The organism is Klebsiella sp. 10-1 (assembly GCF_009758445.1).
Classification (GTDB): Bacteria; Pseudomonadota; Gammaproteobacteria; order Enterobacterales; family Enterobacteriaceae; genus Klebsiella; species Klebsiella scottii.
In genome coordinates, this window is sequence record NZ_WQRE01000007.1 from 323,529 (window position 1) to 350,126 (window position 26,598).

Sequence of the window (26,598 nt, forward strand, 5' to 3'; positions counted from 1 at the left end):
GGGGCGAACTGACTTGTCCCCCGGCGGCGCTGCGCTGACCGGGGCTGCGGGCTGATAGGCGTCTGCGGGATGGGAGCGGGCAAGGCGTGGCAAGCGCCTCCTTCGCGAAACATCCGTCATACGGCTTGAGGGCATTTCCCAACGCCCACGCTGCGCTTCTCGGAACTACGAGTTCACTGCGATTTGTAATCTTTGTCGTTACCTATCACTGACCATCAAGTAATGACTGCATCGTGCGACATTCGCTAATGGTAGGGAATGAATTATAAAAAGCCAGTCCAATGACAAACATTATGATTGATATTCCCCACAGAAATATATGTCTCCATGTTGCAAGGACCTCCCCTTGGTATAATGATAGCGTTATAAATAATACTCCAATCATCAGGTACAGAAACACCAACAGTATGGTTAATATTTTGGGGAACCAAAACCCCAAACCTTTTTCAAAAATAACCTTCCCATCAGCAACTTTCAAAATCCCTTTGAATTTTTTAAAAAATATTGGCCTGACATCATTCTTAACGCAAATTTTCAATACCAGGACTTGCAATGTTGTATCACGTAACCCGCAGAGCCGGTACGAGACTAGCCTGGCAATCTCTCTTTTGAGGATCTTTTGTAAGTCTGGTGGTAAGCCATACTCCTTAAGCTGATGCTGGTAGCTCTCTAATTCTGCCTCTTTGATTGCCCGAATGAACTCAACAATAGATTTTATTTTCCATACTGCGATAAACGTCAACACCGTAAAGAGATACATAAAAAATTGCTGCATTGGAGTTATTTCACCCCGTTCAACCATTCCGCCAAAAAATTGAGAAAAGAAATTTAATATTGTTTCCATACCGTCCCTCTATTTACTATTGAAAACACACTTCATTTTTCTGGGTAGCCATTATATGCAAGATATACCACACACATAATTTACACATGCAAAAAAGGTTTTATTTTTATTACTGATTATATTTTTAGAATTATTGTGTGCAATATGGATAGATACAAGAAGAATGCTCGCGCCGCTCGTCCTACGCTGATAGCAGAGTACAGAAAAACCATATTGGGTAATATTACTTAGCCGTTTTTTCGGCAACACAAAATCGACGCAACGGTTTTTCGCCCTGCCCTCATCGGTATCATTACTGGACATCGGTTGGCCTTCACCTTTGCCTTCCTCGCTCAGGCGCGATGGTTCAACTCCGTGCACTATTAGCCATTTCGCCGCTGAACGGGCACGATGCAGGAAAAGATCGAGGTTGTACTTTTATTACTGCCCATTGAATCGGCGTGCCCTTCAATCGTCACCACGCCACCAGGATCGTCAACGAGCAACTGAGCCATCTGACTGAGAGTATGTTCGACGTGTCTGGCGATCGCATCGCTGTCGGAGGCAAAGCGCTGCGCCAGTTCCGCCGCTTTGTTCAACAGATTCAGTACGGCGCCTCCGGTATCGGAAGGGAAGCCCTTGAGATCGAGGATGACTGGCGGAGTCTAAGCTGGAACTTCTTGCGCATTGACGATGGCGCAACAGATCGCCAGAGCACCGAAAGAGAAATTTTTCACCAGGTCGCTCATCGTTTAACGATCCGTAATGGTGATAGGCCCGAGTGGATCAACATTTCATTCATTAAATGGACCTCTTCACATCCTTCGGCGGTGCTGGAAAACTTCCGTACGACGAACCGATGTAAAGCGCGCCTGCCCTGGAGCAGAATATCACGCTTTACGGCGCAAGAAGGGCGCCATTGCTGTCAGTAAGCAACAGATATTCTTTGTTGCCCACCTGCAGCCAGTAGCTCGAACAAGACACAGCGCGCCTTCGGGAAACAGCCACCATTCGGCTTGAACTCCCCCGCTCGCACAGCGCTTACCGGGGCTACGGGTTCCCGACCGCCTGCGGATCCTCACCATAAAACACCATCCCCTTATACGGCTGCTCGCGACATGCCGCCAGGCGCCGGGCGAGGCTGCCGACGTGCAGCTCCAGCTTGTGGCCGTCCGGGTCGAGGAAATAATACGACGCCCCTTCGCTGCGGTTCACCTTCCACACCGCCACGCCGGCCGTTTCCAGCCGCGCGCTGAGCCCGGCGAAATCGGCTTCGGCGACGCTAAAAGCGTAGTGGGTGTAGTCACTCTCCTCCGGCGGGGTAATGCGCCGCTGCGGATCGAGGGACAGGCACAGCCACAGATCGCCGCAGGAGAGATAGGCGCCGTTATCCCAGCGCGCGTGCAGCGTCATTCCCAGCAGCTGCTGATAAAACGCCACGCTCGGCGCCAGGCTGCTGACCGCCAGGGTCAGGTGATTCAATCCGCTTAACATGGCTTCTCCTCCAGTGAACTCACAATTTGCTGGCGCAGCCAGCGGTGCGCCGGGTCGCGGTGCCAGCGCTCGTGCCACAGCATCAGCATATCAAACCCGGCAATCGCCAGCGGCGGCTCGATAACCGTCAGTCCGCTCATCCCGCGCAGCAGCCTCTCCGGCAGCATGGCGACCAAATCGCTGCTACGCAGCGTTTCCAGCATAAACAGGAAATGTGGCACTGAGAGGACAACTCGCCGCGAGAGCCCAAGGTTGGCCAGCGCGGTATCGGTCGCGGCGCTGAAACCGCCGCCGTCCGGGGAGACAATAACCTGATCCAGCTGGCAAAACTGCGCCAGACTCAACGACGCCTGCAGCGCCGGATGCCCCGCCCGGCCCGCCAACACGTAGCGCTCGCTGAACAGCAGCCGCTGATGCAGCTCCTGCGGAGCGCCGTCGCGGGTATGAAAGAACAGATCGACCTCGTCCCTCTCCGCCTGCTGCACCAGGCGAGAAGGCTGGAGATCGAAGACCGCCATCCGGCTCGACGGTGAAGCCCGGCGCAGAATATTCAGCGCCGGCAGCACAATAGCCGAGGCCATATAGTCCGTCGCCGCCATTCGCCAGGTCTGCGTCGCCGTTAACGGATCGAAGCTGTCGGCGGGTGCGACCGCCAGCTCCAGCGCCAGCAGGGCATCACGCAGCGGCCCGCGCAGCGCATCGGCGCGGGCGGTGGGCAACATCCCGCGCGGCCCTGGCAGCAGCAGCGGGTCGGCAAAAATTTCCCGCAGGCGCGCCAGCTGGATGCTGACCGACGGCTGCGACAGGTTGAGCCGCTGCGCCGCTCGCGTGACGTTATTCTCGCTCAGCAACACGTCGAGGGTGCGCAGCAGGTTGAGATCCAGACGATGTAAATTAATCACGGCTATACCTGGGATTTAAGTAATTAATTTCTACTATAGCGGCCAGCCGCCTACTCTGCAGCTCTCCATAACTCAGAGGTGATTCTCATGAAAGTACTGCTGATTTACGCCCATCCGGAACCTCGCTCCCTGAACGGCACGCTAAAAGATTTTGCCGTCCAGCATCTGCACGATGCCGGCCATGAGGTGCAGGTTTCCGATCTCTACGCCATGCGCTGGAAAGCGGGCTTTGATGCCGACGACAGCAGCGCCCCGCCGGTCGGCGAGTTCTGGCGCTCGACGCTCGATTCAAAGCAGGCTTTTGAACAGGGCACCCAAAGCGCGGATATCGTTGCGGAACAGGAGAAGCTGCTGTGGGCGGATACGGTGATTTTCCAGTTTCCGCTGTGGTGGTTCTCCATGCCCGCCATTATGAAGGGCTGGATCGACCGGGTTTACGCCTATGGTTTTGCCTACGGCGTCGGCGAGCACAGCGACCGCCACTGGGGCGACCGCTACGGCGAAGGCACCCTGGCGGGCAAACGGGCGATGCTGGTTGTCACCACCGGCGGCTGGGAGGAGCACTACGCCCCGCGCGGAATTAACGGACCGATTAACGATATCCTGTTTCCGATCCAGCACGGAATGCTGTTTTATCCCGGCTTTGCGGTGCTGCCGCCGCTGGTGTTCTACCGCACGGAGAAAACGGACGAGCAGCGCTTTGCGCAGCACTGCCGCGAGCTGGGGCAGCGGCTGGATACGCTGGCAAGCACCGCGCCAATCCCGTTCCGCCGGCAAAATCACGGTGACTATCTGATCCCCTCCCTGACGCTGCGCCCGGATCTGGCACCGGGACAGAGTGGCTTTGCGGTACACCGGCACGATGCATAATCTGCGGTGGCGATAGCTCTGGCAAAGGGTATATCGCCATCATTTCTATGACGAATTGTGAGCCTCCGCGCAATAACGGCATTCCACCGCCGCACACTCCCCCTCACATTGATAGCGATCAAGAATAATCATACCGTCTGGTCGGTATGATTCAGGCCATGAACATGGAAGCCCAACACCGAAAAAAAGACCCCGTCCGTTTACATCAGCAGCTGCTGGAATCCGCGGCGATGATCGCCGGCAGAGACGGTATCGCCTCGCTGTCGCTGAATGCCGTGGCGCGCGAAGCCGGGGTGAGCAAAGGGGGTCTTTTGCACCACTTCCCCAACAAGCAGGCGCTGATTTTTGCCCTGTTCGCCCGCCTGCTGGCGATTATGGAGGACGCGATTTCGGCGCTGATGGCCGCCGACAATGTCTCTTATGGCCGCTTTACCCGCGCCTACCTGCACTATTTATCCGACCTGACCGATACCCATGAAAGTCGGCAGCTGATGGTGCTGTCGCTGGCGATGCCGGATGAGCCGGTGCTGCGAAAATGCTGGCGCGACTGGATGCTGGATCACCTCGCGCAGGGCGATGCGCTGGATAACGGCCACACCGGCACCCTGGTACGCTACGCGGCGGACGGCATCTGGCTATCAGAGTTAACCGAGGGGCGCACCATGAGCGCCGAACACCGGCGGTCGCTGGTCAGCGATCTGACGAGGATGACGCTTCCCGCGTGAAGCACGTTGAGCCTGATAAGTCAGGCGATTAGATTGAGGCCGCGATGCGCTACAACATCAATGGCCGTCTCATTTATGATGCAACGGACGGCACACTAATCCTACCGGGAAGCGATGAGGCGGACAGCCAGCTGTCGATCACCGCCAGCGCGCTGCTGTGGTTTTTTCTGCGTCATCCGGAGATTGTCAGCCGCGATGAGGTGCTCAAAAAGGTCTGGGACGACAACGGCTTAACCTCTTCGAACAGCAACCTGAATCAGTATCTGAGCATGCTGCGCAAAACCTTCCGCCACTATGAGATAGACAATATTATCGTCACCGTCTCGCGCGGACTGCTGCAGCTGAACCCGGAAATCACCGTTCATCAGCTGGACGCTCCCGTGCCGTCGGAGCCGCCGTCGCTGCCGCCCGAGGAGCCGGACGCCGTGCCGCCGGCCGCGGCGCAGAGTCCGAAGCCAACCCGGCACGCGCGTGGCACCTGCTGGTATATCGCCGGCGTCTGCCTGCTGACCATCGCCCTGCTGCTGGTGCTTTTCAGCTTTTTCGGCAGCGGCGAATCGCGCCCCATTACCCTGACGCAGATGACCCACAGCCAGTGCGAACTGCTGGCCAGCGACGAGATGCTGCGTTCCGTGGCCGGAACCGCCTACGGCAACAACTTTGACGCCGTGCGCCAGCGGCTGAAGCTGGAGTGCAAACCCGGCGAACGTTTTGTCTTCTTCTATGGCGATCGGCTGGAGACTAACGGCCTGGGCCGCGTCTTCCTCGCCCACTGCGCGATGCATGAAGACAATCCTTTCAGCTATTGCGATAACTATTTCTACTACTCCTGGAAACCGTAATGAGACTCGCACCCCGGCCTTTTTTCGCCCTCTCCGTCCTGGCGTTCATCACCGCGGCCGGGCTCAGCGCCTGGAAGCTGCTGCCGGCTGAAAACGACGGGGCGATGAGCTGCTCGACCAAAGCCATCATGCGCTTTGAAAACATGGATAAAGAGAACGTCAACGGCAATATTCACTTCAATTTCGCCGCCCGCGGCAAAGGCTCGATGGTCGTCGAAGGCTATACCGACTCCGCGGCCGGCTGGCTCTACCTGCAGCGTTACGTCAAATTCAGCTACACCAGTAAACGCATCTCCTCAACCGAGCGCCACTACCGCATCAGCCGGTGGGAATCCAGCGCCTCATCGATCGACGAATCCCCGGACGTCATCTTCGCCTACTTTATGCGCGAGATGTCCGACAGCCACGACGGGCTGTTTCTCAACGCCCAGAAGCTCAACGAGAAGGCGATTCTGCTCAGCTCGATCAATTCGCCGCTCTACGTTTGCACCCTGAAGTCCGGCAGCAAGCTTGACTAACGGCCGGCCCCACCGGCTTCAGCCTTACCCCGCGTTTTTCCCGCTCCGCCTCATACCCTAAAAGCGCACTTTTTGCGTTTAGCTCCCGACTAAAAACATGACCATAACCACACTTAATGGATGGATATATTACCCTGCCCCAGCAATAAATTAGCAACTCATTAACATTCACTGCCGCCCGTCCGGGTGGCGTAAAACTCGCCGCATCCACAGCCAATTCCATCGGCCCGGATCAGCATAAAGAGATAAATACAGGCCCTTAAAACGCTAAATCACAGAGCAAAAAACTAAAAACATAACTCACGCGGATTTAAATTTCACTTAACTCGCCATTCCCTATAGTGAACCTCGAACGCCGCTACCGCGTGTTGACGCCGTTACGCGGACGGTTTTCCCGAATCACAAACCTGTCTGGAGGAAAAACCATGGGTGATGCATTGGGGCTTATTGAAACCAAAGGCCTGGTGGCCTGCATTGAAGCAGCGGATGCGATGTGCAAATCCGCCAACGTCGAGCTGATTAGCTATGAAAACATCGGCTCCGGGCTGGTCACCGTGATGGTGAAGGGCGACGTCGGGGCAGTGAAAGCGGCGGTGGATTCCGGCGTGGAATCGGCGCAGCGCATCGGCGAGGTGGTGACCTCGTTGGTTATCGCTCGTCCGCATAACGACATCAACAAAATTGTTATTAAACACAAGGCTTAAGGCCAGGAGAACGCAAATGGGTGATGCATTAGGTCTGATCGAAACCAAAGGTCTGGTGGCCTGCATTGAAGCGGCGGACGCGATGTGTAAAGCCGCCAACGTCGAGCTGATTGGCTATGAAAACGTCGGCTCCGGGCTGGTCACCGCGATGGTGAAAGGCGACGTCGGGGCAGTAAAAGCGGCGGTGGATTCCGGCGTGGAATCGGCGCAGCGCATCGGGGAAGTGGTGACCTCGCTGGTTATCGCGCGTCCGCATAACGACATCAACAAAATCGTCGCACATTACAAAGTCGCGGAATAACGGGAGACAACATGATGAAAGAAGCGCTTGGTCTGATCGAAACCAAAGGTCTGGTGGCCTGTATTGAAGCCGCCGATGCGATGTGTAAAGCCGCCAACGTCGAGCTGATTGGCTATGAAAACGTCGGCTCCGGGCTGGTCACCGCGATGGTGAAAGGCGACGTCGGCGCGGTGAACGCGGCGGTGGACTCCGGCGTTGAAGCGGCGAAACGCATCGGCGAAGTCGTCACCTCTCGCGTCATTGCGCGACCGCATAACGATATCGAGAAAATCGCGTCGCAGCACAAAGCATGACCTGACAGGGTGCGCCCCGTCTCCACTCTTTTAGTCTGATGAAGGATAGACTCATGATTGAACTGGATAACGATTTGCAGTCCCGCCAGAACGCGCGGGAACTGGTGCGCAGCGCCAAAAAGGCCCAGGCGATTCTGGCCACCTTTTCGCAGCAGCAAATCGACGCCATCGTGAAAAACGTGGCCCAGGAAGCGGCGCACCACGCCGAAGCGCTGGCGAAAATGGCCTCGGAAGAGACCGGATTTGGCAACTGGCAGGATAAGGTGCTGAAGAACCGTTTTGCCTCGCTGCGCGTCTACGACGCCATCAAAGATATGAAGACCGTCGGCATCATTCATGACGATCCGCTAAAAAAAGTGATGGACGTGGGCGTGCCGCTGGGGGTGATTTGCGCGCTGGTGCCGTCCACCAACCCAACCTCGACCGTTATCTATAAAACGCTGATTGCCCTCAAGGCCGGCAACGCGATTATCTTTTCGCCGCATCCCGGCGCACGCGAGTGCAGCTGGAAAGCGATAGAGATCGTTAAGCGCGCCGCCGAAGCCGCAGGCGCCCCGGCAGGCAGCGTCAGCGCTATCACCCAGCTGACCCTTGAAGCCACCTCCGAACTGATGCACAGCAAAGAGGTCTCGCTGATCCTCGCCACCGGCGGCGAAGGGATGGTGCGCGCGGCGTATGCCTCCGGCACCCCGACCATCAGCGGCGGCCCGGGTAACGGCCCGGCGTTTATCGAACGCAGCGCCGATATCCACCACGCGGTGAAAGATATCATCACCAGCAAAACCTTCGATAACGGGGTGATCTGCGCCTCCGAGCAGTCGATCATCGTCGAACGCTGCATTTACGACGAAGTCCATCGCGAGCTGGAAGCCCAGGGCGCGTACTTTATGAACGAGGGCGAAGCGGCGAAAATGGCGGCCCTGCTGCTGCGCGCCAACGGCACCATCAACCCGAAAGTGGTTGGCAAAACCGCGCTGTATCTGAGCCAGATGGCCGGCTTCAGCGTCCCGGCCAGCACCCGGGTGCTGATCGCCGAGCAAACCACCGTCTCGCACAAAAACCCCTATTCTCGCGAAAAGCTGTGTCCGGTACTCGGCCTGTACGTGGAAGAGGACTGGAAGGCGGCCTGCAACCGGGTGATGGAGCTGCTGACCAATGAAGGCCTCGGCCACACCCTGGTGATCCACACCCGTAACCAGGACGTCATTCGCCAGTTCTGCCTCGAAAAACCGGTTAACCGCATTCTGATCAACACTCCGGCGGCGCTGGGCGGCATCGGGGCGACCACCAATATCACTCCGGCATTAACCCTTGGCTGCGGCGCCGTCGGCGGCGGTTCCAGCTCCGATAACGTCGGGCCAATGAACCTGCTCAACATCCGCAGAGTGGGCTACGGCGTGCGCTCCATTGATGAACTGCGCGCTCCGGGCAGCCGCCCTGAACCGCAGCCCACCATCGTCGCCCCGGTCGATAACCCGCACCGCAGCATTTTTGACGACCAGCGCTTCACCGCGCCTGCCGCTGCTGCTGTGACCCACAGCGCGACGGCGGACGATCGTTTTGCGGTCCGCGCGGCCGTCGAGGCGGAAGGCGACATCAACGAGCAAAACGTGGAGCGCATTATTCGCCAGGTGCTGGAGCGCCTCGGTAAGTAATGCATTGAGATAAGGCGATAAAAACGATGATTCTCGCAAAGGTAGTCGGACATGTCGTCGCCACGCAGAAATGCGCTGAGCTACGCGGCAGCAACCTGCTGTTAATCACCAAATTAGACGATGAGCAGCGGCCAATGAAGGACCAGACCTGGGTCGCCGTCGATAGCGTCGGTGCAGGCATGCACGACATCGTGCTGGCCGAAGAGTATTTCGCGCTCAACCGGGACCGCTACAAGGCCATGTCGGTGGTTGCCATTGTCGAGAACGTGTTTCGGGACGCTTAAGGAGTGAATAGTCCAATGAGTGAATTTTTGCTGAAACCTCGGATCCGCTTTGGTCAGGACGCGCTTGCGGTCCTGACCGAGCTTCCCGCCCGCAGCGTCCTGCTGGTCACCGATAAGGCGATGGTGAAATTTGGTCTCGCCGAACGCGTGACCCGGATCCTGCACCAGCGCGGCATCACCTTCCAGGTCTGGGACGACGTGGTGGCCGACCCGGATATCGCCACTATCGTGCGCGGTATGAAGCTGATGGACGACAGCTACCCGGATCTGGTTATCGCCCTGGGCGGCGGTTCGGTGATTGATGCAGCCAAAGCGGTTATTTTCGCCCTGGCGCAAACCCGCCCGGACGCCCGCCGCGAGCGCCCCTGCTTCGTGGCGATCCCCACCACCAGCGGCACCGGCTCTGAAGTGACCGCCTTTTCGGTGGTGAAAGCCCACGCCGAAAAACTGGTGCTGGTGGACCCGTCCCTGCTGCCGGATATCGCCATTCTCGACCCGGCGCTGGTGGCCTCGGTGCCGCCAGCGATCACCGCCGATACCGGGATGGACGTTCTGTGCCACGCGCTGGAAGCCTACGTCTCTCTTGATGCCAGCGACTTTTCCGATGCGCTGGCGGAAAAAGTGGTGCAGCAGGTGTTTCGCTACCTGCCGACCTGCTGGCGCAGCGGCGACAACCTGCTGGCGCGGGAAAAGATGCACAACGCCTCCTGCATGGCGGGAATGGCCTTTACCAACGCCTCGCTCGGCATCACCCACAGCCTCGCCCACGCGCTTGGCGGCGTCTTCCGCGTCCCGCACGGCCGCGCCAACGCGCTGCTGATGGCGGAGGTCGTGGCGTGGAACGCGGATTATCAGGGGCAGTGTGATACCGATGCCGCGCGCAAATACGCTCGTCTGGCTCATCTGCTGGATCTGCCGGCCGCCGGCCCCCGCCAGGGCGTCGCCAGCCTGCTGATCGCCATTCAGGCATTAAAAGACGAAATGACCATGCCGGCCGGCATCCGCGATACCGGCGTCGATACCGCTGATTTTGATCGGCGGCTGGCGGAAATGGTCGGTCAGGCGCTGCGCGATAGCTGTACCCCCACCAACCCGCGCACGCCGGACGCTCACGCTTTAACCGAACTCTATCGCCGGGCGTGGACCGGCGGCGCCGTTCAGGGCCACTGATAACAAGAACTGGAGAACCTTACCCATGGCACACTACAGCTTAACGCCGCGCGTCAACGTGTTGGCAGAACGTTTACTCTCACAAAAAAGCACCCTGTGCACCGAACATGCCACGACGCTGAACGCCCTTGATGGCGATATCGCGGGCGTCCCCGCCGCCGTTAAACCGGCGCGCCGCTTCTATGAACTGATGCGCCAGCTGCCGGTATGCATCAGCGCCGACGAGCTGATCGTCGGCAACCAGACCCGCAAACCGCACGGGGCAATTTTTCACGATGAAAGCGCGACCCATCGCCCGTCGGCGTTCCAGTTTCTCAATCTGAACAGCGACCTCGACTCTCCGGACTATAAGCTGGTCATCGAGAAAGGCGTGCTGGCGATCAGGCACCAGCTCGAAGAGAAAACCCGCAGCCTGGGCAGCGCCGTCAGCCGCAGCGGCATGGATGAAGTCAACGGCTGCCGCGCGGCGATTTACGCCTGCGACGGGCTGCTGACCCTGGCACAAAACCTGGCTAACAGCGCGGAAACCTTAGCCGCCGGCGAAAGCAACGCTTATCGCCAGAGCGAGCTGCGCGACAGCGCCGCCATCCTGCACCACGTTCCTGCCCACCCGGCGCGTAGTTTTAAAGAAGCCTGCCAGGCCTTTTATCTGTTCCAGCTCGCGCTGCAGCTCGATAACGGCAGCTATGCGGTGAACCCGGAAGGCGCCGATAAGGCCCTGCTGCCTTGGTATCAGCGCGATATCGACAGCGGCGCCCTGACGCCGCAGCAGGCCTATGAAATCGTCGAATGCCTGTGGTTCAAGCTGGCGGAGCTGAGTGAAGTCCGCGCCGCCTGCGCCATCGACGGCTACCCGATGTTTGACGCGCTGCTGCACGGCGCGAGCCTCGAAAACGCCAGCATCAATGCGCTCTCCGACATGTTCCTCAGCGCGCAGCGCAACCTCAGCGCGCGGAATCTACCGGTGCGCCTGTTCCGCGGCGCGCAACAAGTCTCTACCGCGCCGTTTGCCGCCTGCGGCGATACGCCGGTGATGGAAGGACTAACCCCGCGCATGCAGCGCCTGCGTAATCACTATCTGACCGTGCGTCCGAGCGTCTCTATCTACCGCGCGCTGGCCTTTACCGAGGTGGTCAAAGCCAACCCGGGCATGCCAACCATTCTGCTGCGCGCCAAAGCGTTCCGTCACGCCTGCGAAACCGCGCCGATCCTGATTCAGGATGACGAACTGATCGTCGGCCATCCGTGCGGCAAACCGCGCGCGGGCGCCTTCTCGCCGGATATCGCCTGGCGCTGGGTGCGCGACGAGCTCGACACCATGAGCACCCGCCCGCAGGATCCGTTTGAGATCAGCGAAGAAGATAAAAAAACCATTCGCGAAGAGATCGTGCCGTTCTGGGAAGGCCGTTCGCTGGATGAGATTTGCGAAGCGCAGTATCGCGAAGCCGGCGTCTGGGCGTTCAGCGGCGAGACCTTCGTCAGCGACCTCTCCTATCACCAGATCAACGGCGGCGGCGATACCTGCCCGGGCTACGACGTCCTGCTGTTCACCAAAGGGATGAACGGCATTAAGGCCGATGCGCAGGCCCGCCTCGATCGGCTGAGCATGGAAAACCCGGAAGATATCGACCGTATTTATTACTACAAAGCGGCGATCGAAACCTGCGAAGGCGTCATTAACTACTCCCACCGCATCGCCGCGCATGCCCGCGAACTGGCGGCCACGGAGCAGAACGCCCAGCGTCGCGCCGAGCTGCTGACCATCGCCGAGGTTAACCAGAACGTGCCGGCCAACCCGCCGAAAACCCTACAGGAAGCGCTGCAGAGCATCTGGACCGTGGAGTCGCTGTTCGAAGTCGAAGAGAACCAGACCGGCCTCTCCCTCGGCCGCGTTGACCAGTACTGCTACCCGATGTTTGAGGCCGATATTCGCGAAGGCCGCCTGACCCACGAGTCCGCGCTGGAGATGATGCAGGCCTTTATCATCAAGTGCGCCGAGCTGATGTGGATGTCCAGCGAGCTGGGGGCGAAATACTTCGCCGGCTATCAGCCGTTTATCAACCTGACCGTCGGCGGCCAGAAGCGCTCCGGCGGCGATGCCTGCAACGATCTCACTTATCTGATTATGGACGCCGTGCGCTTTGTGAAGGTTTACCAGCCGTCGCTGGCCTGCCGCATTCACAACCAGTCGCCGCAGAAGTACATGGAAAAAATCGTCGACGTGGTGAAAGCGGGCATGGGCTTCCCGGCCTGCCACTTCGATGACTCCCATATCAAGATGATGCTGCGTAAAGGCTTCGATTTCGAAGACGCCCGCGACTACTGCCTGATGGGCTGCGTGGAGCCGCAGAAATCCGGCCGCATCTACCAGTGGACCTCCACCGGCTACACCCAGTGGCCCATCGCCATCGAGTTCGTGCTGAACCGCGGCCGGATGGTGCTGTTCGATAGCTATCAGGGGCTGGATACCGGCGATCTGCGCGACCTGCACACCTTCGAAGCGTTCGACGCGGCGGTGAAAAAGCAGATTGCCCATATCGTGCGCCTGTCGGCAATCGGGACGGTGATCAGCCAGCGCGTGCACCGCGACGTGGCGCCGAAACCGCTGATGTCGCTGCTGGTGGAAGGCTGCATGGAGAGCGGTAAAGACGTGGCGGCCGGCGGCGCGATGGTCAACCACGGGCCGGGGCTGATCTTCTCGGGCCTGGCGACCTACGTCGACTCCCTCGCCGCGATCCGTAAGCTGGTGTATGAAGATAAAAAATATACCCTTGAGCAGATCCGCGACGCGATGCTGGCGAACTTTGAAGGCTTCGAAGGGCTGCGCCGCGACTGCCTGAATGCGCCGAAATACGGCAACGACGATAACTACGTTGACCAGTACGCGCTGGATATTACCGAGTGGACGGAGCGCGAGTGCCGTAAGTACCAGATGCTCTACTCCACCCTCAGCCACGGCACCCTGTCGATCTCCAACAACACGCCGATCGGCGAGCTGACCAACGCGACGCCGAACGGTCGCCTGGCGTGGATGCCGCTCTCGGACGGTATCAGCCCGACGCAGGGCGCCGATAAGCAAGGCCCGACGGCGATAATCAAGTCGGTCAGCAAGATGAACGTGGAGACCATGAACATCGGCATGGTGCATAACTTCAAGTTCCTCAAAGGCTTGCTGGATACTCCCGAAGGACGCCACGGCCTGATCACGCTGCTGCGTACCGCCTCGATTCTCGGCAACGGCCAGATGCAGTTCAGCTACGTCGATAACGAAGTGCTGAAAAAAGCCCAGCAGGAGCCGGAAAAATACCGCGACCTGATCGTCCGGGTAGCGGGCTACAGCGCCTACTTCGTCGAACTGTGCAAGGAAGTTCAGGATGAAATTATCAGCCGCACGGTCATTGAGAAGTTCTAATTTAAAGACATTTTCCCCTATGGATTTCGAGTTGTAGAAAGGCGGTAAGCCCGTACATCCCAGGAGCATAGATAGCTATGTGACTGGGGTGAACAGGCGCAGCCAACGCATCTACAGCCCGAAAGACGACGGGGAGGAGGCAAGCGTGATCGCAACACAAGAATTAACCGGGCGCATTTTCAATATTCAGAAGTACTCGATCTACGACGGGGATGGTATTCGCACGCTGGTTTTTTTCAAAGGCTGCAATATCCGCTGCCCGTGGTGCGCTAACCCGGAAGGGCTTACCAGCCAGTTTCAGGTGATGTTCTCGCAGGATAAGTGCGTTAACTGCGGCGACTGCGTCAGCGTCTGCCCGGCGGGTATTCATTACCGGGCGGAGGAAAACGGCGAAATGAAGCACTTCGTCGACCGCAATAAAGACTGCATCGGCTGCCGTAAATGCGAAGAGATTTGCACCCGGAACGCGCTGGATATTATGGGCAAGGATGTCACCGTCAGCGAGCTGATGGAGATAATCATGCAGGATTACGATTTTTATATCGCCTCCGGCGGCGGCGTGACCATCGGCGGCGGCGAAATGAGCCTGCAAACCGATTTTGCCGTCGCCTTATTTAGCGAATGCAAAAAGATGATGCTCAATACCGCTATCGAAACTCAGGGCACCACCCCGCTGGCTAATTACCAGAAGCTCGCGCCGGTCACCGACACCTTCTTATTCGATATTAAACAAATCAATAGCGCGCACCATAAAGCGTTATTCGGCATTGGCAACGAAGGTATCCGCCGCAATCTGGAGTGGCTGGTGGATTCCGGCGCCAACGTGATTGTCAGAATGCCGCTGGTGCGCGGATATAACGACTCCTGGGAGGCAATTACCGGCGCAATTGATTATGTACAGAAGCTAGCCAAACGCGGACATATCCGCCGCATCGATATGCTGCCGTACCACCAGCTGGGACGTAAAAAATATGAACGCCTGGATATGCCGTACCCGATTACCCAGGACCCGTCTTATTCGCCCGAAGAATTAGACCGGCTGGAAACGTTCTTCGTGCAGTTTGATTTTGATATTCGTTTAGTCCGCCATTAACAGGAGCTGACAATGAAAAGTTTAGGCGTAATTGAAACGCGAGGGCTGGTCGCCGCCATTCAGGCCGTCGACGCCGCCTGTAAAGCCGCAGGCGTGAGCTGCATAGGCTACCGTAAAATCGGCTCGGGGCTGGTCAGCGTCTGCTTTGAAGGCGAAATCAGCGCCATCCACACCGCGATTGAGCGCGGCGTCGAAGTCGTCGCCGCGGGCCAGGTCGTCGGCTCGCTGGTCATCGCCCGCCCGGAACGCAGCGTGGTCGATGCGCTGGGTAAATTAAAAGGCCGCCCGTCGCGCCCTGCGGCTAAGATCGACGCGCCGCTCCCTGTGGAAGAAGAAAAAGACGCGGCGGAGCCGACCGCTCAGTACCCGGCGCAGCCCGCACCGGGCCAGACGGAAGATAAAAACGCCGCGCAGAGGAAAGGGAAGAAGGCATGATCGACGCTCTGTTACATGAAAAAATTGCCGCCCGCCTGACCCGCATCGCCCCGGAGATCCCGGTGGGCATCTCTAACCGCCACGTTCACCTGGCGCAGCAGGATGTCGAGGCGCTGTTCGGCAAGGGCTACGCGCTAACCCCGCTGAAGCCGCTGCGTCAGACGGGGCAGTTCGCCGCCGAAGAGTGCGTCACCGTGGTCGGGCCGAAGGGTTCGCTGACCCACGTTCGCGTCCTCGGCCCCACGCGCCCGTGCAGTCAGCTGGAAATTTCCCGCGCCGACTGCTTCACTCTCGGTATCAGGGCGCCGGTGCGCGAGTCCGGCCAGCTGGAGAACGCCGGCAGCGCGCTGCTGATCGGCCCGGCGGGCCACGTTGAGCTTCGTTCGCAGGTGATCTGCGCCTGGCGACATATTCATATGTCGCCGCAGGACGCACGCCGGCTGAACGTCAGCAACGGGCAGAAGGTCAGCGTCCGCAGCAACGGCGAGCGCCGGCTGACGTTTGATGAAGTGGTGATTCGGGTGCGCGATGATTTTGTGCTTGAGTTCCATATCGATACCGAAGAGGCCAACGCCGCCGGGCTGAAAAACGGCGCGCAGGTCGTCATCACCCAGCCCGCTTAACGGAGACAGGCCATGACCGACGAAGAGATCGAACGCCTGGTGACGCGGATTATCCAGCGGCTACAGCCGCCGGTTCTGGTAATGGTCGCCGCCGCCGACGGCTACCGGCAAGCGATCCGCCGCCGTCTGGCGGGCTGCGGGCATCCGCTGCATATCGTACTGGACGAAGGCACCCCGGACGCCGCATGCTGGCAGGAAACCGGCACAATCGTCCCGGCGTCAGCCTGGCAGGAAGCGCTGCCTGCAATGGCCTGGCGAGCGGTGATAGTGCCGTTTCTCGACTATCCGCTGGCGGCAGACCTGGCGAACGGCAACCTGCGAAGCCCGTTCGCCAGACGCCTGCACGAGGCGCTGCTTGGCGGCCTGCCGGTGCTGGCGCTGCGCTACCACTGCGATCCCGGCAGCGAGCTCAATCAGCTGTGCGGCGCGGCGGCCCACTCGGCCTACGCCGGGCAGATGCGCTCGACGCTGGCCCGGCTGACGGAGTGCGGCGTTACGCTGTGCGATATGAACGAGCTGCTGGAGCGGCTGACATCGGGTAGCGCAGCGGCGACGCCGGCGAGCGCGGCGCGGCGTTATCTCACTGTCACAGACGTGGTGAATAATCCGGCGCTAGCCTCCGCGCCCGATGCCGAACTGACCGATGCCGCCATCGATTTTTTAAAAAACAGAAAAAAAGAACCTTACCTTAATAAATAGACCCGGAGTTTATTATGTCTTCCAAAACAAAATGTTGGCTATGGATGCTGCTGGTTATCCTCTCCGAAACCTCAGCCACTTCGACGCTTAAAATGTTCGGCAGCAGCGAAGGCTCGACCAAAATGATGCTGCTCGCGCTGCTGATTGTTCTCTACTGCACCTGCTACTACTCGCTCTCCCGCGCGGTGAAAGATATCCCCGTCGGCCTGGCGTATGCCACCTGGTCCGGCACCGGCATCCTGGTCGTTTCCACGCTGGGCATGGCGTTTTACGGCCAGCATCCGGATACCGCGGCCATTATCGGCATGGCGATTATCGCCAGCGGCATCGTCATCATGAACCTGTTCTCGAAAATGGGCAGCGAGGAGAGCGCCGCGGCGCCCGCCGAGCCGGTTACGCCTCTCGACAAAAAGATCGCCAACTGACTGAAAGGAATAGCATATGTTTAATCTCGGATTTTTATGGCTGGCGCTGTCAATCGGCTCCGAAATCACCGGCACTTCGATGATCAAAAAGACCAACGGCTTTAGCAAGCTGGCGCCGTCGGTGCTGGTAGTCTGCGCCTACGGGCTGTGCTATTTCGCCCTCACCCGCGCGATGAGCACCATCCCGGTGGGCGTGGCCTACTCGCTGTGGTGCGGCTTTGGTATCGTCGGCGTCACCATTTGCTCAATGATCCTCTACAAGCAGAAACCGGATCTGCCGGCCATCTTCGCTATGGTGTTGATTATCTCCGGCGGCATCATCATGAACGTCTTCTCGACGATGTAAGTACGCCGCCAGGGTAAACGGAGCGTGGGTTTACCCCATGCCCGTTTCGTGGCAGGATAGACCGATGAACAGAAACGTTGTCGTTACCCGCTCACTCCGCTGGTGGCTGCCTGCATAACAGGCGGCACGATTGACGTTTCCATTTTCAAAGCCGCCGGAAGGCGGCTTTGTCATTTCTCAGCGACGCCTTTCGGCTTAACAGCATCGTAAGGAGTTTCTGATGAACGCAGGCCAAACCATTCTTACCGGCGATCGCCCAACCGGCCAGCTGCACCTCGGCCATTACGTGGGTTCGCTGCGCCAGCGCGTCCAGCTGCAGCATGACCACCAGCAGTTCATTCTGGTCGCCGACCTGCAGGGATTAACGGACAACGGCAGCAACCCGCAAAAGATAAGCAGCAATATCTTTGAAGTGATGGCCGACTATCTGGCCGTCGGCATCGATCCGCAGAAAACCACCGTCTGCCTGCAGTCAGCCCTCCCCGCGCTGGCTGAACTGAGCGCCCTGTACATGAATATCGTCACCGTTGCCCGCGTCGAGCGCAATCCCACCGTCAAGCATGAGATTGCGCAGAAAGGATTCGCCCGCTCGCTGCCGGTGGGCTTTCTGGCCTACCCCATCAGCCAGGCCGCCGATATCACCGCCTTTAAGGCCGCGCTGGTGCCGGTCGGCGACGATCAGCTGCCGATGATCGAACAGACCAACGAAATCGTACATAAGATGAATAGCCTGACGACGACGCCGGTGCTGCAGCACTGTAAGGCGCTGCTCAGCGAGGTCGGCCGTCTGCCGGGCGTCGACGGCAGCGCAAAAATGTCAAAATCGCTGGGCAATACGCTGACGCTTTCGGCCAGCGAAGAGGAGATCCATCGCGCGGTCAGCGCCATGTATACCGACCCAGGCCACCTGCGCGTTGCCGACCCGGGCCAGGTGGAAGGTAACGTCGTCTTCACCTATCTCGATGCCTTCCACCCCGACAGGCCGCTCATCGGCGAAATGAAGGCGCATTATCAGCGTGGCGGACTGGGCGATCGGCAGTGTAAAAACGCGCTGGAGGAGTGTTTGCAGACGCTGCTGGCGCCGATACGCGAGCGCCGGGCGCGGTTTATTGCCGATAAAGGCATGCTGCTGGAGCTGCTACGCCAGGGCAGCGAGCGGGCCAACAGCCTCACGCAGCGGACGCTGCATGAGGTAAAACGGGGCCTGGGATTGCCGATCCTGTTCTGAACGAGGCGACTCGCCATCGCGCTTCGCCTGCGGGAGCCTGGCCGGCAGACGGCTTAGCCGCCGCTGCCACCTTCGTGCATCTTCACGCAGTTGCGTCCGTCGCGCTTGGCGGCATAGAGCGCGCTATCGGCGTCGCGCAGCAGCAGGTTGTAATCAGGGTGGCCGGTGTGGACGGCGTAGCCGATGCTGGCGGTAATGGCGATTTCGGTCTCGCCGCCAACGTTGAAGGCGAGCTGGCTGATATTTTTGCGCAGGCGTTCAAGGAGCGCATGGGCCTCCACGGCGCCGGTTTCCACCAGCACCAGCAGAAACTCTTCGCCGCCGTAGCGGAAGATATAGTCGCTGGAGCGGATATTGTCGCTGAGCAGATCGGCAACGTGCTTAATCGCCCGGTCGCCCACCTGGTGGCCCCAGCTATCGTTAATCTCTTTAAAATGGTCGACGTCGACGATCGCGACCGTCATCGGCCGCTCATACTCCATAGCGAGCGCGACCTCGTGCTTGAGGACCACCGGCAGGTAGCGACGGTTGAGCAGGCTGGTGAGCGCGTCTTTGCCGTTTTGCATTTGCGACAGGCTGCTAAAAATCACCCCCAGCTGGCTGCCGATCTGCTGGCAATGAATATGAATACCCTGCAGCAGGTTTTGCGTATCTTTATATTCTGCGCGACTGTCGGATGATTTCCAGCCGCTAATTAAGCTATCGACCTGGGTGATTAATCCGCCAATCTCTTCCATCTGCGCGTTCTTGTTAAAATAGCGCACGCATTTATGGCGGAACCACAGGCCAAATTCGGATTCAGATAATAACGTGGCGTTAATATCGTTTTTATTTTCGCTAACGATATTAAAAATAACGGTATTTTCCCAGCCGGAGAGCGCAGCCTGCTGCTTGCCGTACTCCATCGGCACGTTATCCATCAGGCTGTAGAGGCGATAGGCTTCTTCGTTTTTGGTCGCCCGATAGTGCGACAGGGTGTAGGCATGGCACATCATCTCGATCGCCATATTAAACGCCATAATCGCATAGTAGATCGCGGCAACGCCGGTTTGGCGGTCGATGGTACTGTCGCGAATATATTCAATCACCCCGGCCTTGAGCTGCCTGGCTCCGCGCAGCACGGCCTCGGCAGGGATGCCGATACGCGAGTGAATGCTGCCAATATGATATTGCCTTTCCGCCAGCGCCTGCAGGCCGTCCTTCTCGCAGGTCAAAATATCTTTGACCCAGCCGGCCAGCGAGCGGCTCAGACGTTCCTGAACCAAATCGTAGGTGAGGTGCCTGGCAATATCCGGGTCCTGAAAAATAAAGTCATAAAAACGGGCCGCCAGCGCTTCAGCCTGCTCGGTGGCAATATTATTAAGCACCGCCTTCACTTCCGGCGTCAGGCCGTCGTGCAGCGGCAGCCATTCCTTAAAAATAATCGCGATATATTTTTTGCTTTCATCACTCATTGAATAAAGCGCTCGCTGACGTTTGTCTCTTTTCAGGGCCGCAAATCATACAACAGTTAGCTATGACCAACCAGATTGAAAATGCATCAATCATACTTTACGCCTTTCCGTGCGGCCGTCGACGGGCGGTTCGCGACGCGGTATCCATAACCCATATTTAGCGTATGGACATACTCAATACAAATGCTAGTATCCAATAGACAGTAGCTATATTTATGCGTGTTTCATTTAAGGCCTGGATTGCTGATGATGACCACATTCGTAGCACATCTTTCTCACCGGTTAGCAGCGCAGCTGGATCCGCGCGCCGGTCGGCCTTGCCCCTCCACTCCTCAATCTTTCAAAGAGATAACGCTCCGTATGGCGGAGGAAAGAAACGCGCATCACTCAGCAATATGGAACAGAGCGAGTAGCGTATGGACAAAATCAAACAGCACTGGGCCTGGTGCCTTGTCGGCCTGCTGGCGGTCATCGCCGCCCTGATATGGTGGGCGCTGCGTCCGCCGGGACTTGCGGAGGGATTTGCCAGCAGCAACGGCAGGATAGAAGCCACCGAGGTGGATATCGCCACCAAAACCGCCGGACGCATCGACGCCATTCTGGTCAAAGAGGGGCAGTTCGTTCGCAAGGGCGAGGTGCTGGCGCGGATGGATATTCGGGTGCTTAACGAACAGCGCCTCGAAGCCGCCGCCCAGATCAAAGAGGCTGAAAGCGCGGTCGCCGCCGCCAAAGCGCTGCTGGATCAGCGGCAAAGCGAAATGCGCGCCACCGAAGCGGTGGTAAAGCAGCGGCAGGCGGAGCTCAACTCCACCGCTAAACGGCACGTGCGCTCCAGCGCGCTGTCGCAGCGCGGCGCGGTTTCAGCCCAGCAGCTCGACGATGACCAGGCGGCAGCGGAAAGCGCCCGGGCAGCGCTCGAATCCGCCAGAGCCCAGGTTTCTGCGGCGAGGGCCGCAATTGAAGCCGCCCGGACCAGCATTATTCAGGCGCAAACCCGCGTTGATGCCGCGCAGGCGACGGAACGACGCATCCTCGCCGATATTGACGATAGCGCGCTCAAAGCGCCGCGCGACGGCCGAATTCAGTATCGCGTCGCCGAGCCGGGCGAAGTCCTGGCCGCCGGCGGGCGGGTGCTGAATATGGTCGACCTCTCCGATGTCTACATGACCTTCTTCCTGCCAACCGAGCAGGCGGGCCTGCTGGCGCTGGGCGGCGAAGCGCGCATCGTGCTGGACGCGGCGCCAAACCTGGTCGTTCCCGCCCATATCAGCTTTGTCGCCAGCGTCGCGCAGTTTACGCCGAAAACGGTAGAAACCAGCGATGAGCGCCTGAAGCTGATGTTCCGCGTGAAGGCGCGCATTCCGCCGGAACTGCTGGAGCAGCACCTTGAGTATGTCAAAACCGGCCTGCCCGGCATGGCGTATGTCCGCCTGGATAGCCAGCAGGCCTGGCCCGATACGCTCGCGGTGAGGTTGCCGCAATGAGAGGCTCTCAGCAGGATACTTACCCACCGGTCGCCCTGCTGGAACGCGTCGGTCAGCGCTTTGGCGCCACCGTCGCGCTGCGGGATATTACGCTGAGCATTCCCGCTCGCCGGATGGTGGGCCTGATTGGCCCAGACGGCGTCGGCAAATCAAGCCTGCTGTCGCTGATTTCCGGGGCGCGGGTCATTGAGCAGGGCAACGTGATGGTTCTCGGCGGCGATATGCGCGACGCCCGCCATCGCCGGGATGTCTGCCCCAAAATCGCCTGGATGCCGCAGGGGCTGGGTAAAAACCTCTATCACACCCTGTCGGTGTATGAAAACGTCGATTTCTTTGCCCGGCTGTTTGGTCACGACAGGGCCGAGCGCGAGAACCGCATCGATGAGCTCCTGCACAGCACCGGACTGGCCCCTTTCCGCGACCGTCCTGCCGGGAAGCTATCCGGCGGGATGAAGCAGAAGCTCGGCCTGTGCTGCGCCCTGATCCACGATCCGCAGCTGCTGATCCTTGATGAACCCACCACCGGCGTTGACCCGCTGTCTCGCGCCCAGTTCTGGGAGCTGATTGACAGCATTCGCCAGCGCCAGCCGGAGATGAGCGTGCTGGTGGCGACGGCCTATATGGAAGAAGCGGAGCGCTTCGACTGGCTGGTGGCGATGAACGCCGGGGAGGTGCTGGCTACCGGCAGCGCCGAAGAGCTAAAAGCGCAAACCCACAGCCAGACGCTCGAACAGGCGTTTATCGCCCTGCTGCCGGAAGCCCAGCGCGAGGCGCACAAAGAGGTGATCATCGCGCCGCGCAACGCGCTGGACAATGAAATTGCGATTGAAGCCCGTGGCCTGACCATGCGCTTTGGCAACTTCGTGGCGGTGGATAGCGTGAACTTCCGCATCGCCCGCGGCGAGATTTTTGGTTTCCTCGGCTCAAACGGCTGCGGTAAATCAACCACCATGAAAATGCTTACCGGCCTGCTGCCCGCCAGCGAAGGCGAGGCCTGGCTATTCGGTCAACCGGTCGATCCGAAGGATATCGAAACCCGCCGCCGCGTCGGCTATATGTCGCAGGCTTTCTCCCTCTACAGCGAGCTGACCGTCAGGCAGAACCTTGAGCTGCACGCCCGCTTATTCCACATCCCGGATGCCGAGATCCCCGGTCGGGTCGCGGAAATGAGCCAACGATTTATGTTAACGGAGGTCGAAGATACCCTTCCCGCCTCTCTGCCGTTAGGCATTCGCCAGCGGCTCTCTCTCGCCGTGGCGGTGATCCATCGCCCGGAAATGCTGATCCTCGATGAGCCGACTTCCGGCGTCGATCCGGTCGCCAGAGATATGTTCTGGCAGCTGATGGTCGATCTCGCCCGTCAGGATCGGGTGACCATTTTTATCTCGACCCACTTTATGAACGAAGCCGAGCGCTGCGATCGTATTTCGCTGATGCACGCCGGGAAGGTGCTGGCCAGCGATACCCCGCAGGCGCTGGTGGCCCAGCGCGGTGCGGCAACGCTTGAAGAGGCGTTTATCGGCTGGCTGCAGGATGCCCGGCAGCCCGCCGCTGAAATAGCGCCCGCTCCTCCGGTTAGCGCTTCGCCCGGGACGGCGGCGGCGCAGCAGCAGGCGTTCAGCCTGCGCCGGCTCTTTAGCTACAGCCGGCGCGAAGCGCTGGAGCTGCGGCGCGATCCGGTACGATCGACCCTGGCCCTGCTGGGTACCGTTATTCTGATGTTCATCATGGGATATGGCATCAGCATGGACGTGGAAGATCTGCGCTTCGCGGTACTCGATCGTGACCAGACCATCAGCAGCCAGGGCTGGTCGCAGAATATTGCCGGATCGCGCTACTTTATCGAGCAGCCGCCGCTGCAGAGCTATGACGAACTGGACAGGCGGATGCGCAGCGGCGAGCTGGCCGTGGCCATTGAAATTCCGCCTGATTTTGGCCGCGATATTGCCCGCGGGACGCCGGTGAAAATTGGCGTCTGGGTGGACGGCGCTATGCCTAATCGGGCCGAGACGGTGCGCGGCTACGTACAGGCCATGCATCTGGCCTGGCTACAGGAGATGGCCGGACGGCAGGCGTCTCCCGTCCACGATACGTCGCTGATATCCATCGAGACGCGCTATCGCTATAACCCGGACGTGAAAAGCCTGCCGGCCATCGTTCCGGCGGTGATCCCGCTGCTGCTGATGATGATCCCGGCGATGCTCAGCGCGCTGAGCGTGGTGCGTGAAAAAGAGCTTGGCTCAATCATCAACCTGTACGTCACGCCGACTACCCGCAGCGAGTTTCTGCTGGGCAAGCAGCTGCCGTATATCGTGCTGGGAATGTTTAACTTCTTCCTGCTGTGCGCGCTGTCGGTAGCGGTGTTTGGCGTAGCGCATAAGGGCAGCTTTTTGACCCTGACCGCGGCGGCGCTGCTCTATGTCACCATCGCCACCGGGCTGGGGCTGCTGATCTCCACCTTTATGAAAAGCCAGATTGCGGCCATCTTCGGCACCGCCATTATTACGCTGATACCGGCCACGCAGTTTTCCGGCATGATTGACCCGGTCGCTTCGCTGGAGGGGCCCGGCCGCTGGATTGGTCAGATCTACCCGACCAGCCATTTTCTCACCATCGCCCGCGGCACATTCTCAAAAGCCCTGAGCCTGACGGACCTGTGGGCGTCCTTTATACCGCTGCTGATTGCCGTCCCGCTGGTGCTCGGCCTCAGCGTGTGGCTGCTGAAAAAACAGGAGGGATGATGCGCGGATTACGCAATATTTATAATCTCGGCGTCAAAGAGCTGCGCAGCCTGCTCGGCGATAAGGCGATGCTGACCTTAATCCTGTTCGCCTTTACCGTATCGGTTTATTCCTCAGCGACCGTGATGCCGGGGTCGCTGCATTTGGCGCCTATCGCGATTGCCGATATGGATAAATCGCAGCTCTCTTCGCGTATTATCAACGGCTTTTATCGGCCGTGGTTTTTACCGCCGGAGCTGATTAACGAAGATGAGATGGATGCCGGGCTGGATGCCGGGAACTATACCTTCGCCATTAATATTCCCCCCAACTTTCAGCGCGATGTGCTCGCCGGGCGGCAGCCGGAAATTCAGGTTAACGTCGACGCCACGCGTATGAGCCAGGCGTTTACCGGCAACGGCTATATCCAGAATATTATTAGCGGGGAGGTGAACAGCTTCGTTGCCCGCTACCGGGATAACGCTACCCTGCCGGTAGAGCTGGCGGTGCGGATGCGCTTTAATCCCAATCTTGAGCAGGAGCGCTTTGGGGCGGTCATGGCCATCATCAATAACATCACCATGCTGGCGATCGTGCTGACCGGTTCGGCGCTGATCCGCGAGCGGGAGCACGGCACGGTCGAACATCTGCTGGTTATGCCGGTGACGCCGTTTGAAATTATGCTGGCAAAAATCTGGTCGATGGGGCTGGTGGTGCTGGTCGTTTCCGGGCTTTCGCTGCTGCTCATGGTGCAGGGGGTGCTGCAGGTGCCGATTGAAGGCTCGATCCCGCTGTTTATGCTGGGCGTGGCCCTGAGCCTGTTCGCAACCACCTCAATCGGTATCTTTATGGGGACGGTGGCGCGTTCGATGCCGCAGCTGGGGCTGCTGATGATCCTGGTGCTGCTGCCGCTGCAGATGCTTTCAGGCGGTTCAACCCCGCGGGAAAGTATGCCGCAGGCGGTACAGGATATTATGTTAACCATGCCGACCACCCACTTCGTCAGCCTCGCGCAGGCGATTCTGTATCGCGGTGCCGGCTTTGCCATCGTCTGGCCGCAGTTTTTAACCCTGATGGCCATTGGCGCAGCGTTCTTTACCATCGCCCTGCTGCGTTTTCGTAAGACGATCGGCGCGATGGCGTGAGTGAGATCGCTCTGGCCGTCACCTCGGCGGCGGCCAACGGCAATAAGGACGGGATCAGTTTTTGCGGTTTATCACGCGACGCAGCAGCCAGGTAAAGCCCATCGCCATGCTAAACAGAATGAACAGCAGCACGACCCAGCTCACGGAGATACGGACCAGCGTGCCAAAGGTCATCAGCGGCTGCAGATAGACGGTAAACGACTCGCTTAACGGCTTCCCTATCAGCGTATACGCGCTATCAGCCAGCCAGACGCAGACCCGACACGCCAGCCAGATAATCGCCGGCCAGCAGAGCAGAACCAAAAAGGTGAGACGTTCTTGTATGTAGCGGGTGAGCCGACGCAAAGGGGGCCAGCTAAGCAGGATTTTCATTTATATTCTCATATTGCCATCCGGTAACAGAGGTTATTTAGCCCCGGACGTTACCGAAACAGGCATTAATACCGGCAGTACGCTTGATATTTTATATCACAATTCAGTTAACCCGAATCCGATCAAGTTAACAAACTGTTAATGACAGTAAATCATTTTATTCGGAAAGTCCAGTTATTACGATTTCACTGCTTAAACGGTGGGATGATATTTTGTAAATAATTGATAGTATTAATTAAATGTAATTCAACGATGAGTTAAAGATATTCAGATAATTAATTAAAGACCGTGATTTTATATTTAGAACATAGCTGATTTTTATTTTAAATATAACATCAGGGGCTGGCAGGGTTTTTTCTTATCAGACGATCGCGGCGGGCAGCGCCCGCGCCGGGCGGCGTCCCGCTGCTTTTCCTGAACCGCAGATAACAAAAAACCCCATGCCTGCGCATGAGGTTTCTTCGTCTGTCTGATGCCTGGCCGTTGTATGCCGGGACTCCTGCCCGCCACCCTCCGGGCTGCACGGCGTGTTGTGCAAATTCGTTCCCGACGAATTTGTCCTCCTCAGGAGTGCGCTGACC

General features: G+C 58.7%; 28 protein-coding genes. 22 read left to right on the plus strand and 6 right to left on the minus strand.

Annotated elements, in window-relative coordinates; genetic code table 11:
• Positions 1–205: 205 nt before the first annotated feature.
• Positions 206–844 carry a hypothetical protein gene (locus GO007_RS23200; protein WP_095104051.1) on the minus strand — a complete coding sequence of 213 codons (639 nt, stop codon included), beginning with the start codon at positions 842–844 and terminating at the stop codon, positions 206–208.
• A 51-nt stretch (positions 845–895) separates the two neighbouring features.
• Positions 896–1,204: an OmpA family protein gene (locus GO007_RS29255; protein WP_286141861.1), complete on the minus strand. Its 309-nt coding sequence runs from the start codon at positions 1,202–1,204 to the stop codon at positions 896–898.
• Positions 1,205–1,284: 80 nt separating this feature from the next.
• Between GO007_RS29255 and GO007_RS29260 the strand changes: the two genes are divergently transcribed.
• Complete coding sequence (locus GO007_RS29260; RefSeq protein ID WP_223261815.1) at positions 1,285–1,755, plus strand: hypothetical protein; 471 nt, start codon at positions 1,285–1,287, stop codon at positions 1,753–1,755.
• A gap of 118 nt (positions 1,756–1,873) precedes the next feature.
• Here the strand turns inward: GO007_RS29260 and GO007_RS23210 are convergent, their stop codons facing one another.
• Together GO007_RS23210 and GO007_RS23215 are read right to left on the minus strand one after the other, a co-directional pair.
• Positions 1,874–2,317: a FosA family fosfomycin resistance glutathione transferase gene (locus tag GO007_RS23210; RefSeq protein ID WP_095104053.1), complete on the minus strand. Its 444-nt coding sequence runs from the start codon at positions 2,315–2,317 to the stop codon at positions 1,874–1,876.
• Positions 2,311–3,219: a LysR family transcriptional regulator gene (locus tag GO007_RS23215; RefSeq protein ID WP_095104055.1), complete on the minus strand. Its 909-nt coding sequence runs from the start codon at positions 3,217–3,219 to the stop codon at positions 2,311–2,313. Before GO007_RS23215 ends, GO007_RS23210 begins: the two co-directional genes overlap by 7 nt.
• Before the next feature lie 87 nt (positions 3,220–3,306).
• Between GO007_RS23215 and GO007_RS23220 the strand changes: the two genes are divergently transcribed.
• The 18 genes from GO007_RS23220 (at position 3,307) to trpS (ending at position 18,842) form a co-directional block, all read left to right on the plus strand.
• A complete protein-coding gene (locus tag GO007_RS23220) occupies positions 3,307–4,089 on the plus strand; it encodes an NAD(P)H-dependent oxidoreductase (protein WP_095104057.1) in 783 nt (260 codons plus the stop codon).
• Positions 4,090–4,235: 146 nt separating this feature from the next.
• Positions 4,236–4,814, plus strand: a complete 579-nt coding sequence (locus GO007_RS23225; RefSeq protein ID WP_095104059.1) for a TetR/AcrR family transcriptional regulator — start codon at positions 4,236–4,238, stop codon at positions 4,812–4,814.
• Between the two features lie 44 nt (positions 4,815–4,858).
• Positions 4,859–5,656, plus strand: a complete 798-nt coding sequence (locus GO007_RS23230) for a winged helix-turn-helix domain-containing protein (RefSeq protein ID WP_095104061.1) — start codon at positions 4,859–4,861, stop codon at positions 5,654–5,656.
• Positions 5,656–6,174, plus strand: coding sequence for a FidL-like protein (locus tag GO007_RS23235; RefSeq protein WP_095104063.1), 519 nt, complete (start codon positions 5,656–5,658; stop codon positions 6,172–6,174). Before GO007_RS23230 ends, GO007_RS23235 begins: the two co-directional genes overlap by 1 nt.
• A gap of 425 nt (positions 6,175–6,599) precedes the next feature.
• The gene (locus GO007_RS23240; RefSeq protein WP_010634659.1) at positions 6,600–6,878 is read left to right on the plus strand and encodes a BMC domain-containing protein; all 279 of its coding nucleotides are present in this window, start codon (positions 6,600–6,602) and stop codon (positions 6,876–6,878) included.
• Between the two features lie 16 nt (positions 6,879–6,894).
• A complete protein-coding gene (locus GO007_RS23245; RefSeq protein WP_041143877.1) occupies positions 6,895–7,179 on the plus strand; it encodes a BMC domain-containing protein in 285 nt (94 codons plus the stop codon).
• Positions 7,180–7,193: 14 nt separating this feature from the next.
• Positions 7,194–7,472: a BMC domain-containing protein gene (locus GO007_RS23250; protein ID WP_015585230.1), complete on the plus strand. Its 279-nt coding sequence runs from the start codon at positions 7,194–7,196 to the stop codon at positions 7,470–7,472.
• A 53-nt stretch (positions 7,473–7,525) separates the two neighbouring features.
• Entirely contained in the window at positions 7,526–9,127 is a 1,602-nt protein-coding gene (locus tag GO007_RS23255; RefSeq protein WP_095104065.1) for an acetaldehyde dehydrogenase (acetylating), read from the plus strand.
• 26 nt (positions 9,128–9,153) lie between these two features.
• Positions 9,154–9,411 carry a EutN/CcmL family microcompartment protein gene (locus GO007_RS23260; protein ID WP_095104067.1) on the plus strand — a complete coding sequence of 86 codons (258 nt, stop codon included), beginning with the start codon at positions 9,154–9,156 and terminating at the stop codon, positions 9,409–9,411.
• Between the two features lie 15 nt (positions 9,412–9,426).
• Positions 9,427–10,581, plus strand: a complete 1,155-nt coding sequence (locus tag GO007_RS23265) for a 1-propanol dehydrogenase PduQ (RefSeq protein WP_095104069.1) — start codon at positions 9,427–9,429, stop codon at positions 10,579–10,581.
• A gap of 25 nt (positions 10,582–10,606) precedes the next feature.
• Positions 10,607–13,993: a choline trimethylamine-lyase gene (cutC, locus tag GO007_RS23270; RefSeq protein WP_095104071.1), complete on the plus strand. Its 3,387-nt coding sequence runs from the start codon at positions 10,607–10,609 to the stop codon at positions 13,991–13,993.
• A gap of 145 nt (positions 13,994–14,138) precedes the next feature.
• On the plus strand, positions 14,139–15,086 hold the full coding sequence (gene cutD / locus GO007_RS23275; RefSeq protein WP_095104123.1) for a choline TMA-lyase-activating enzyme: 948 nt from the start codon (positions 14,139–14,141) through the stop codon (positions 15,084–15,086).
• A gap of 12 nt (positions 15,087–15,098) precedes the next feature.
• The gene (locus GO007_RS23280) at positions 15,099–15,521 is read left to right on the plus strand and encodes a BMC domain-containing protein (protein ID WP_095104073.1); all 423 of its coding nucleotides are present in this window, start codon (positions 15,099–15,101) and stop codon (positions 15,519–15,521) included.
• Positions 15,518–16,144: a phosphate propanoyltransferase gene (locus tag GO007_RS23285; protein WP_095104075.1), complete on the plus strand. Its 627-nt coding sequence runs from the start codon at positions 15,518–15,520 to the stop codon at positions 16,142–16,144. Before GO007_RS23280 ends, GO007_RS23285 begins: the two co-directional genes overlap by 4 nt.
• A gap of 12 nt (positions 16,145–16,156) precedes the next feature.
• A complete protein-coding gene (locus GO007_RS23290) occupies positions 16,157–16,843 on the plus strand; it encodes a hypothetical protein (protein ID WP_095104077.1) in 687 nt (228 codons plus the stop codon).
• Between the two features lie 14 nt (positions 16,844–16,857).
• Positions 16,858–17,268, plus strand: a complete 411-nt coding sequence (locus GO007_RS23295) for a DMT family transporter (protein WP_095104079.1) — start codon at positions 16,858–16,860, stop codon at positions 17,266–17,268.
• A 16-nt stretch (positions 17,269–17,284) separates the two neighbouring features.
• Positions 17,285–17,614 (plus strand): DMT family transporter, encoded by a 330-nt coding sequence (locus tag GO007_RS23300; protein WP_041143869.1) that lies wholly within the window; start codon positions 17,285–17,287, stop codon positions 17,612–17,614.
• Between the two features lie 220 nt (positions 17,615–17,834).
• Positions 17,835–18,842, plus strand: coding sequence for a tryptophan--tRNA ligase (gene trpS, locus GO007_RS23305; RefSeq protein WP_095104081.1), 1,008 nt, complete (start codon positions 17,835–17,837; stop codon positions 18,840–18,842).
• 53 nt (positions 18,843–18,895) lie between these two features.
• On the opposite strand, the gene GO007_RS23310 is transcribed toward trpS, so the two are convergent.
• Entirely contained in the window at positions 18,896–20,296 is a 1,401-nt protein-coding gene (locus tag GO007_RS23310; RefSeq protein WP_095104083.1) for a GGDEF domain-containing protein, read from the minus strand.
• 416 nt (positions 20,297–20,712) lie between these two features.
• On the opposite strand from GO007_RS23310, the gene GO007_RS23315 reads away from it, so the two are divergent.
• The 3 genes from GO007_RS23315 to GO007_RS23325 are packed head-to-tail and all read left to right on the plus strand — an operon-like array spanning position 20,713 to position 25,645.
• Positions 20,713–21,780, plus strand: a complete 1,068-nt coding sequence (locus tag GO007_RS23315) for an HlyD family secretion protein (protein ID WP_095104085.1) — start codon at positions 20,713–20,715, stop codon at positions 21,778–21,780.
• Positions 21,777–24,521 carry a ribosome-associated ATPase/putative transporter RbbA gene (rbbA, locus tag GO007_RS23320; protein ID WP_095104087.1) on the plus strand — a complete coding sequence of 915 codons (2,745 nt, stop codon included), beginning with the start codon at positions 21,777–21,779 and terminating at the stop codon, positions 24,519–24,521. Before GO007_RS23315 ends, rbbA begins: the two co-directional genes overlap by 4 nt.
• Positions 24,521–25,645 (plus strand): ABC transporter permease, encoded by a 1,125-nt coding sequence (locus tag GO007_RS23325; RefSeq protein WP_095104089.1) that lies wholly within the window; start codon positions 24,521–24,523, stop codon positions 25,643–25,645. Before rbbA ends, GO007_RS23325 begins: the two co-directional genes overlap by 1 nt.
• A 54-nt stretch (positions 25,646–25,699) precedes the next feature.
• Here the strand turns inward: GO007_RS23325 and GO007_RS23330 are convergent, their stop codons facing one another.
• Positions 25,700–26,017, minus strand: a complete 318-nt coding sequence (locus GO007_RS23330) for a hypothetical protein (protein ID WP_095104091.1) — start codon at positions 26,015–26,017, stop codon at positions 25,700–25,702.
• Positions 26,018–26,598: the final 581 nt, after the last annotated feature.

What these genes read in the sequence shown, in the direction of transcription:
- GO007_RS23200 (WP_095104051.1), bottom strand. Translation starts at nt 844, where the DNA reads ATGGAAACAATATTAAATTTCTTTTCTCAATTTTTTGGCGGAATGGTT.
- GO007_RS23210 (WP_095104053.1), bottom strand. Translation starts at nt 2,317, where the DNA reads ATGTTAAGCGGATTGAATCACCTGACCCTGGCGGTCAGCAGCCTGGCG.
- GO007_RS23220 (WP_095104057.1), top strand. Translation starts at nt 3,307, where the DNA reads ATGAAAGTACTGCTGATTTACGCCCATCCGGAACCTCGCTCCCTGAAC.
- GO007_RS23225 (WP_095104059.1), top strand. Translation starts at nt 4,236, where the DNA reads ATGATTCAGGCCATGAACATGGAAGCCCAACACCGAAAAAAAGACCCC.
- GO007_RS23230 (WP_095104061.1), top strand. Translation starts at nt 4,859, where the DNA reads ATGCGCTACAACATCAATGGCCGTCTCATTTATGATGCAACGGACGGC.
- GO007_RS23235 (WP_095104063.1), top strand. Translation starts at nt 5,656, where the DNA reads ATGAGACTCGCACCCCGGCCTTTTTTCGCCCTCTCCGTCCTGGCGTTC.
- GO007_RS23240 (WP_010634659.1), top strand. Translation starts at nt 6,600, where the DNA reads ATGGGTGATGCATTGGGGCTTATTGAAACCAAAGGCCTGGTGGCCTGC.
- GO007_RS23245 (WP_041143877.1), top strand. Translation starts at nt 6,895, where the DNA reads ATGGGTGATGCATTAGGTCTGATCGAAACCAAAGGTCTGGTGGCCTGC.
- GO007_RS23250 (WP_015585230.1), top strand. Translation starts at nt 7,194, where the DNA reads ATGAAAGAAGCGCTTGGTCTGATCGAAACCAAAGGTCTGGTGGCCTGT.
- GO007_RS23255 (WP_095104065.1), top strand. Translation starts at nt 7,526, where the DNA reads ATGATTGAACTGGATAACGATTTGCAGTCCCGCCAGAACGCGCGGGAA.
- GO007_RS23260 (WP_095104067.1), top strand. Translation starts at nt 9,154, where the DNA reads ATGATTCTCGCAAAGGTAGTCGGACATGTCGTCGCCACGCAGAAATGC.
- GO007_RS23265 (WP_095104069.1), top strand. Translation starts at nt 9,427, where the DNA reads ATGAGTGAATTTTTGCTGAAACCTCGGATCCGCTTTGGTCAGGACGCG.
- cutC (WP_095104071.1), top strand. Translation starts at nt 10,607, where the DNA reads ATGGCACACTACAGCTTAACGCCGCGCGTCAACGTGTTGGCAGAACGT.
- GO007_RS23280 (WP_095104073.1), top strand. Translation starts at nt 15,099, where the DNA reads ATGAAAAGTTTAGGCGTAATTGAAACGCGAGGGCTGGTCGCCGCCATT.
- GO007_RS23285 (WP_095104075.1), top strand. Translation starts at nt 15,518, where the DNA reads ATGATCGACGCTCTGTTACATGAAAAAATTGCCGCCCGCCTGACCCGC.
- GO007_RS23290 (WP_095104077.1), top strand. Translation starts at nt 16,157, where the DNA reads ATGACCGACGAAGAGATCGAACGCCTGGTGACGCGGATTATCCAGCGG.
- GO007_RS23295 (WP_095104079.1), top strand. Translation starts at nt 16,858, where the DNA reads ATGTCTTCCAAAACAAAATGTTGGCTATGGATGCTGCTGGTTATCCTC.
- GO007_RS23300 (WP_041143869.1), top strand. Translation starts at nt 17,285, where the DNA reads ATGTTTAATCTCGGATTTTTATGGCTGGCGCTGTCAATCGGCTCCGAA.
- trpS (WP_095104081.1), top strand. Translation starts at nt 17,835, where the DNA reads ATGAACGCAGGCCAAACCATTCTTACCGGCGATCGCCCAACCGGCCAG.
- GO007_RS23310 (WP_095104083.1), bottom strand. Translation starts at nt 20,296, where the DNA reads ATGAGTGATGAAAGCAAAAAATATATCGCGATTATTTTTAAGGAATGG.
- GO007_RS23315 (WP_095104085.1), top strand. Translation starts at nt 20,713, where the DNA reads ATGGACAAAATCAAACAGCACTGGGCCTGGTGCCTTGTCGGCCTGCTG.
- rbbA (WP_095104087.1), top strand. Translation starts at nt 21,777, where the DNA reads ATGAGAGGCTCTCAGCAGGATACTTACCCACCGGTCGCCCTGCTGGAA.
- GO007_RS23325 (WP_095104089.1), top strand. Translation starts at nt 24,521, where the DNA reads ATGCGCGGATTACGCAATATTTATAATCTCGGCGTCAAAGAGCTGCGC.
- GO007_RS23330 (WP_095104091.1), bottom strand. Translation starts at nt 26,017, where the DNA reads ATGAAAATCCTGCTTAGCTGGCCCCCTTTGCGTCGGCTCACCCGCTAC.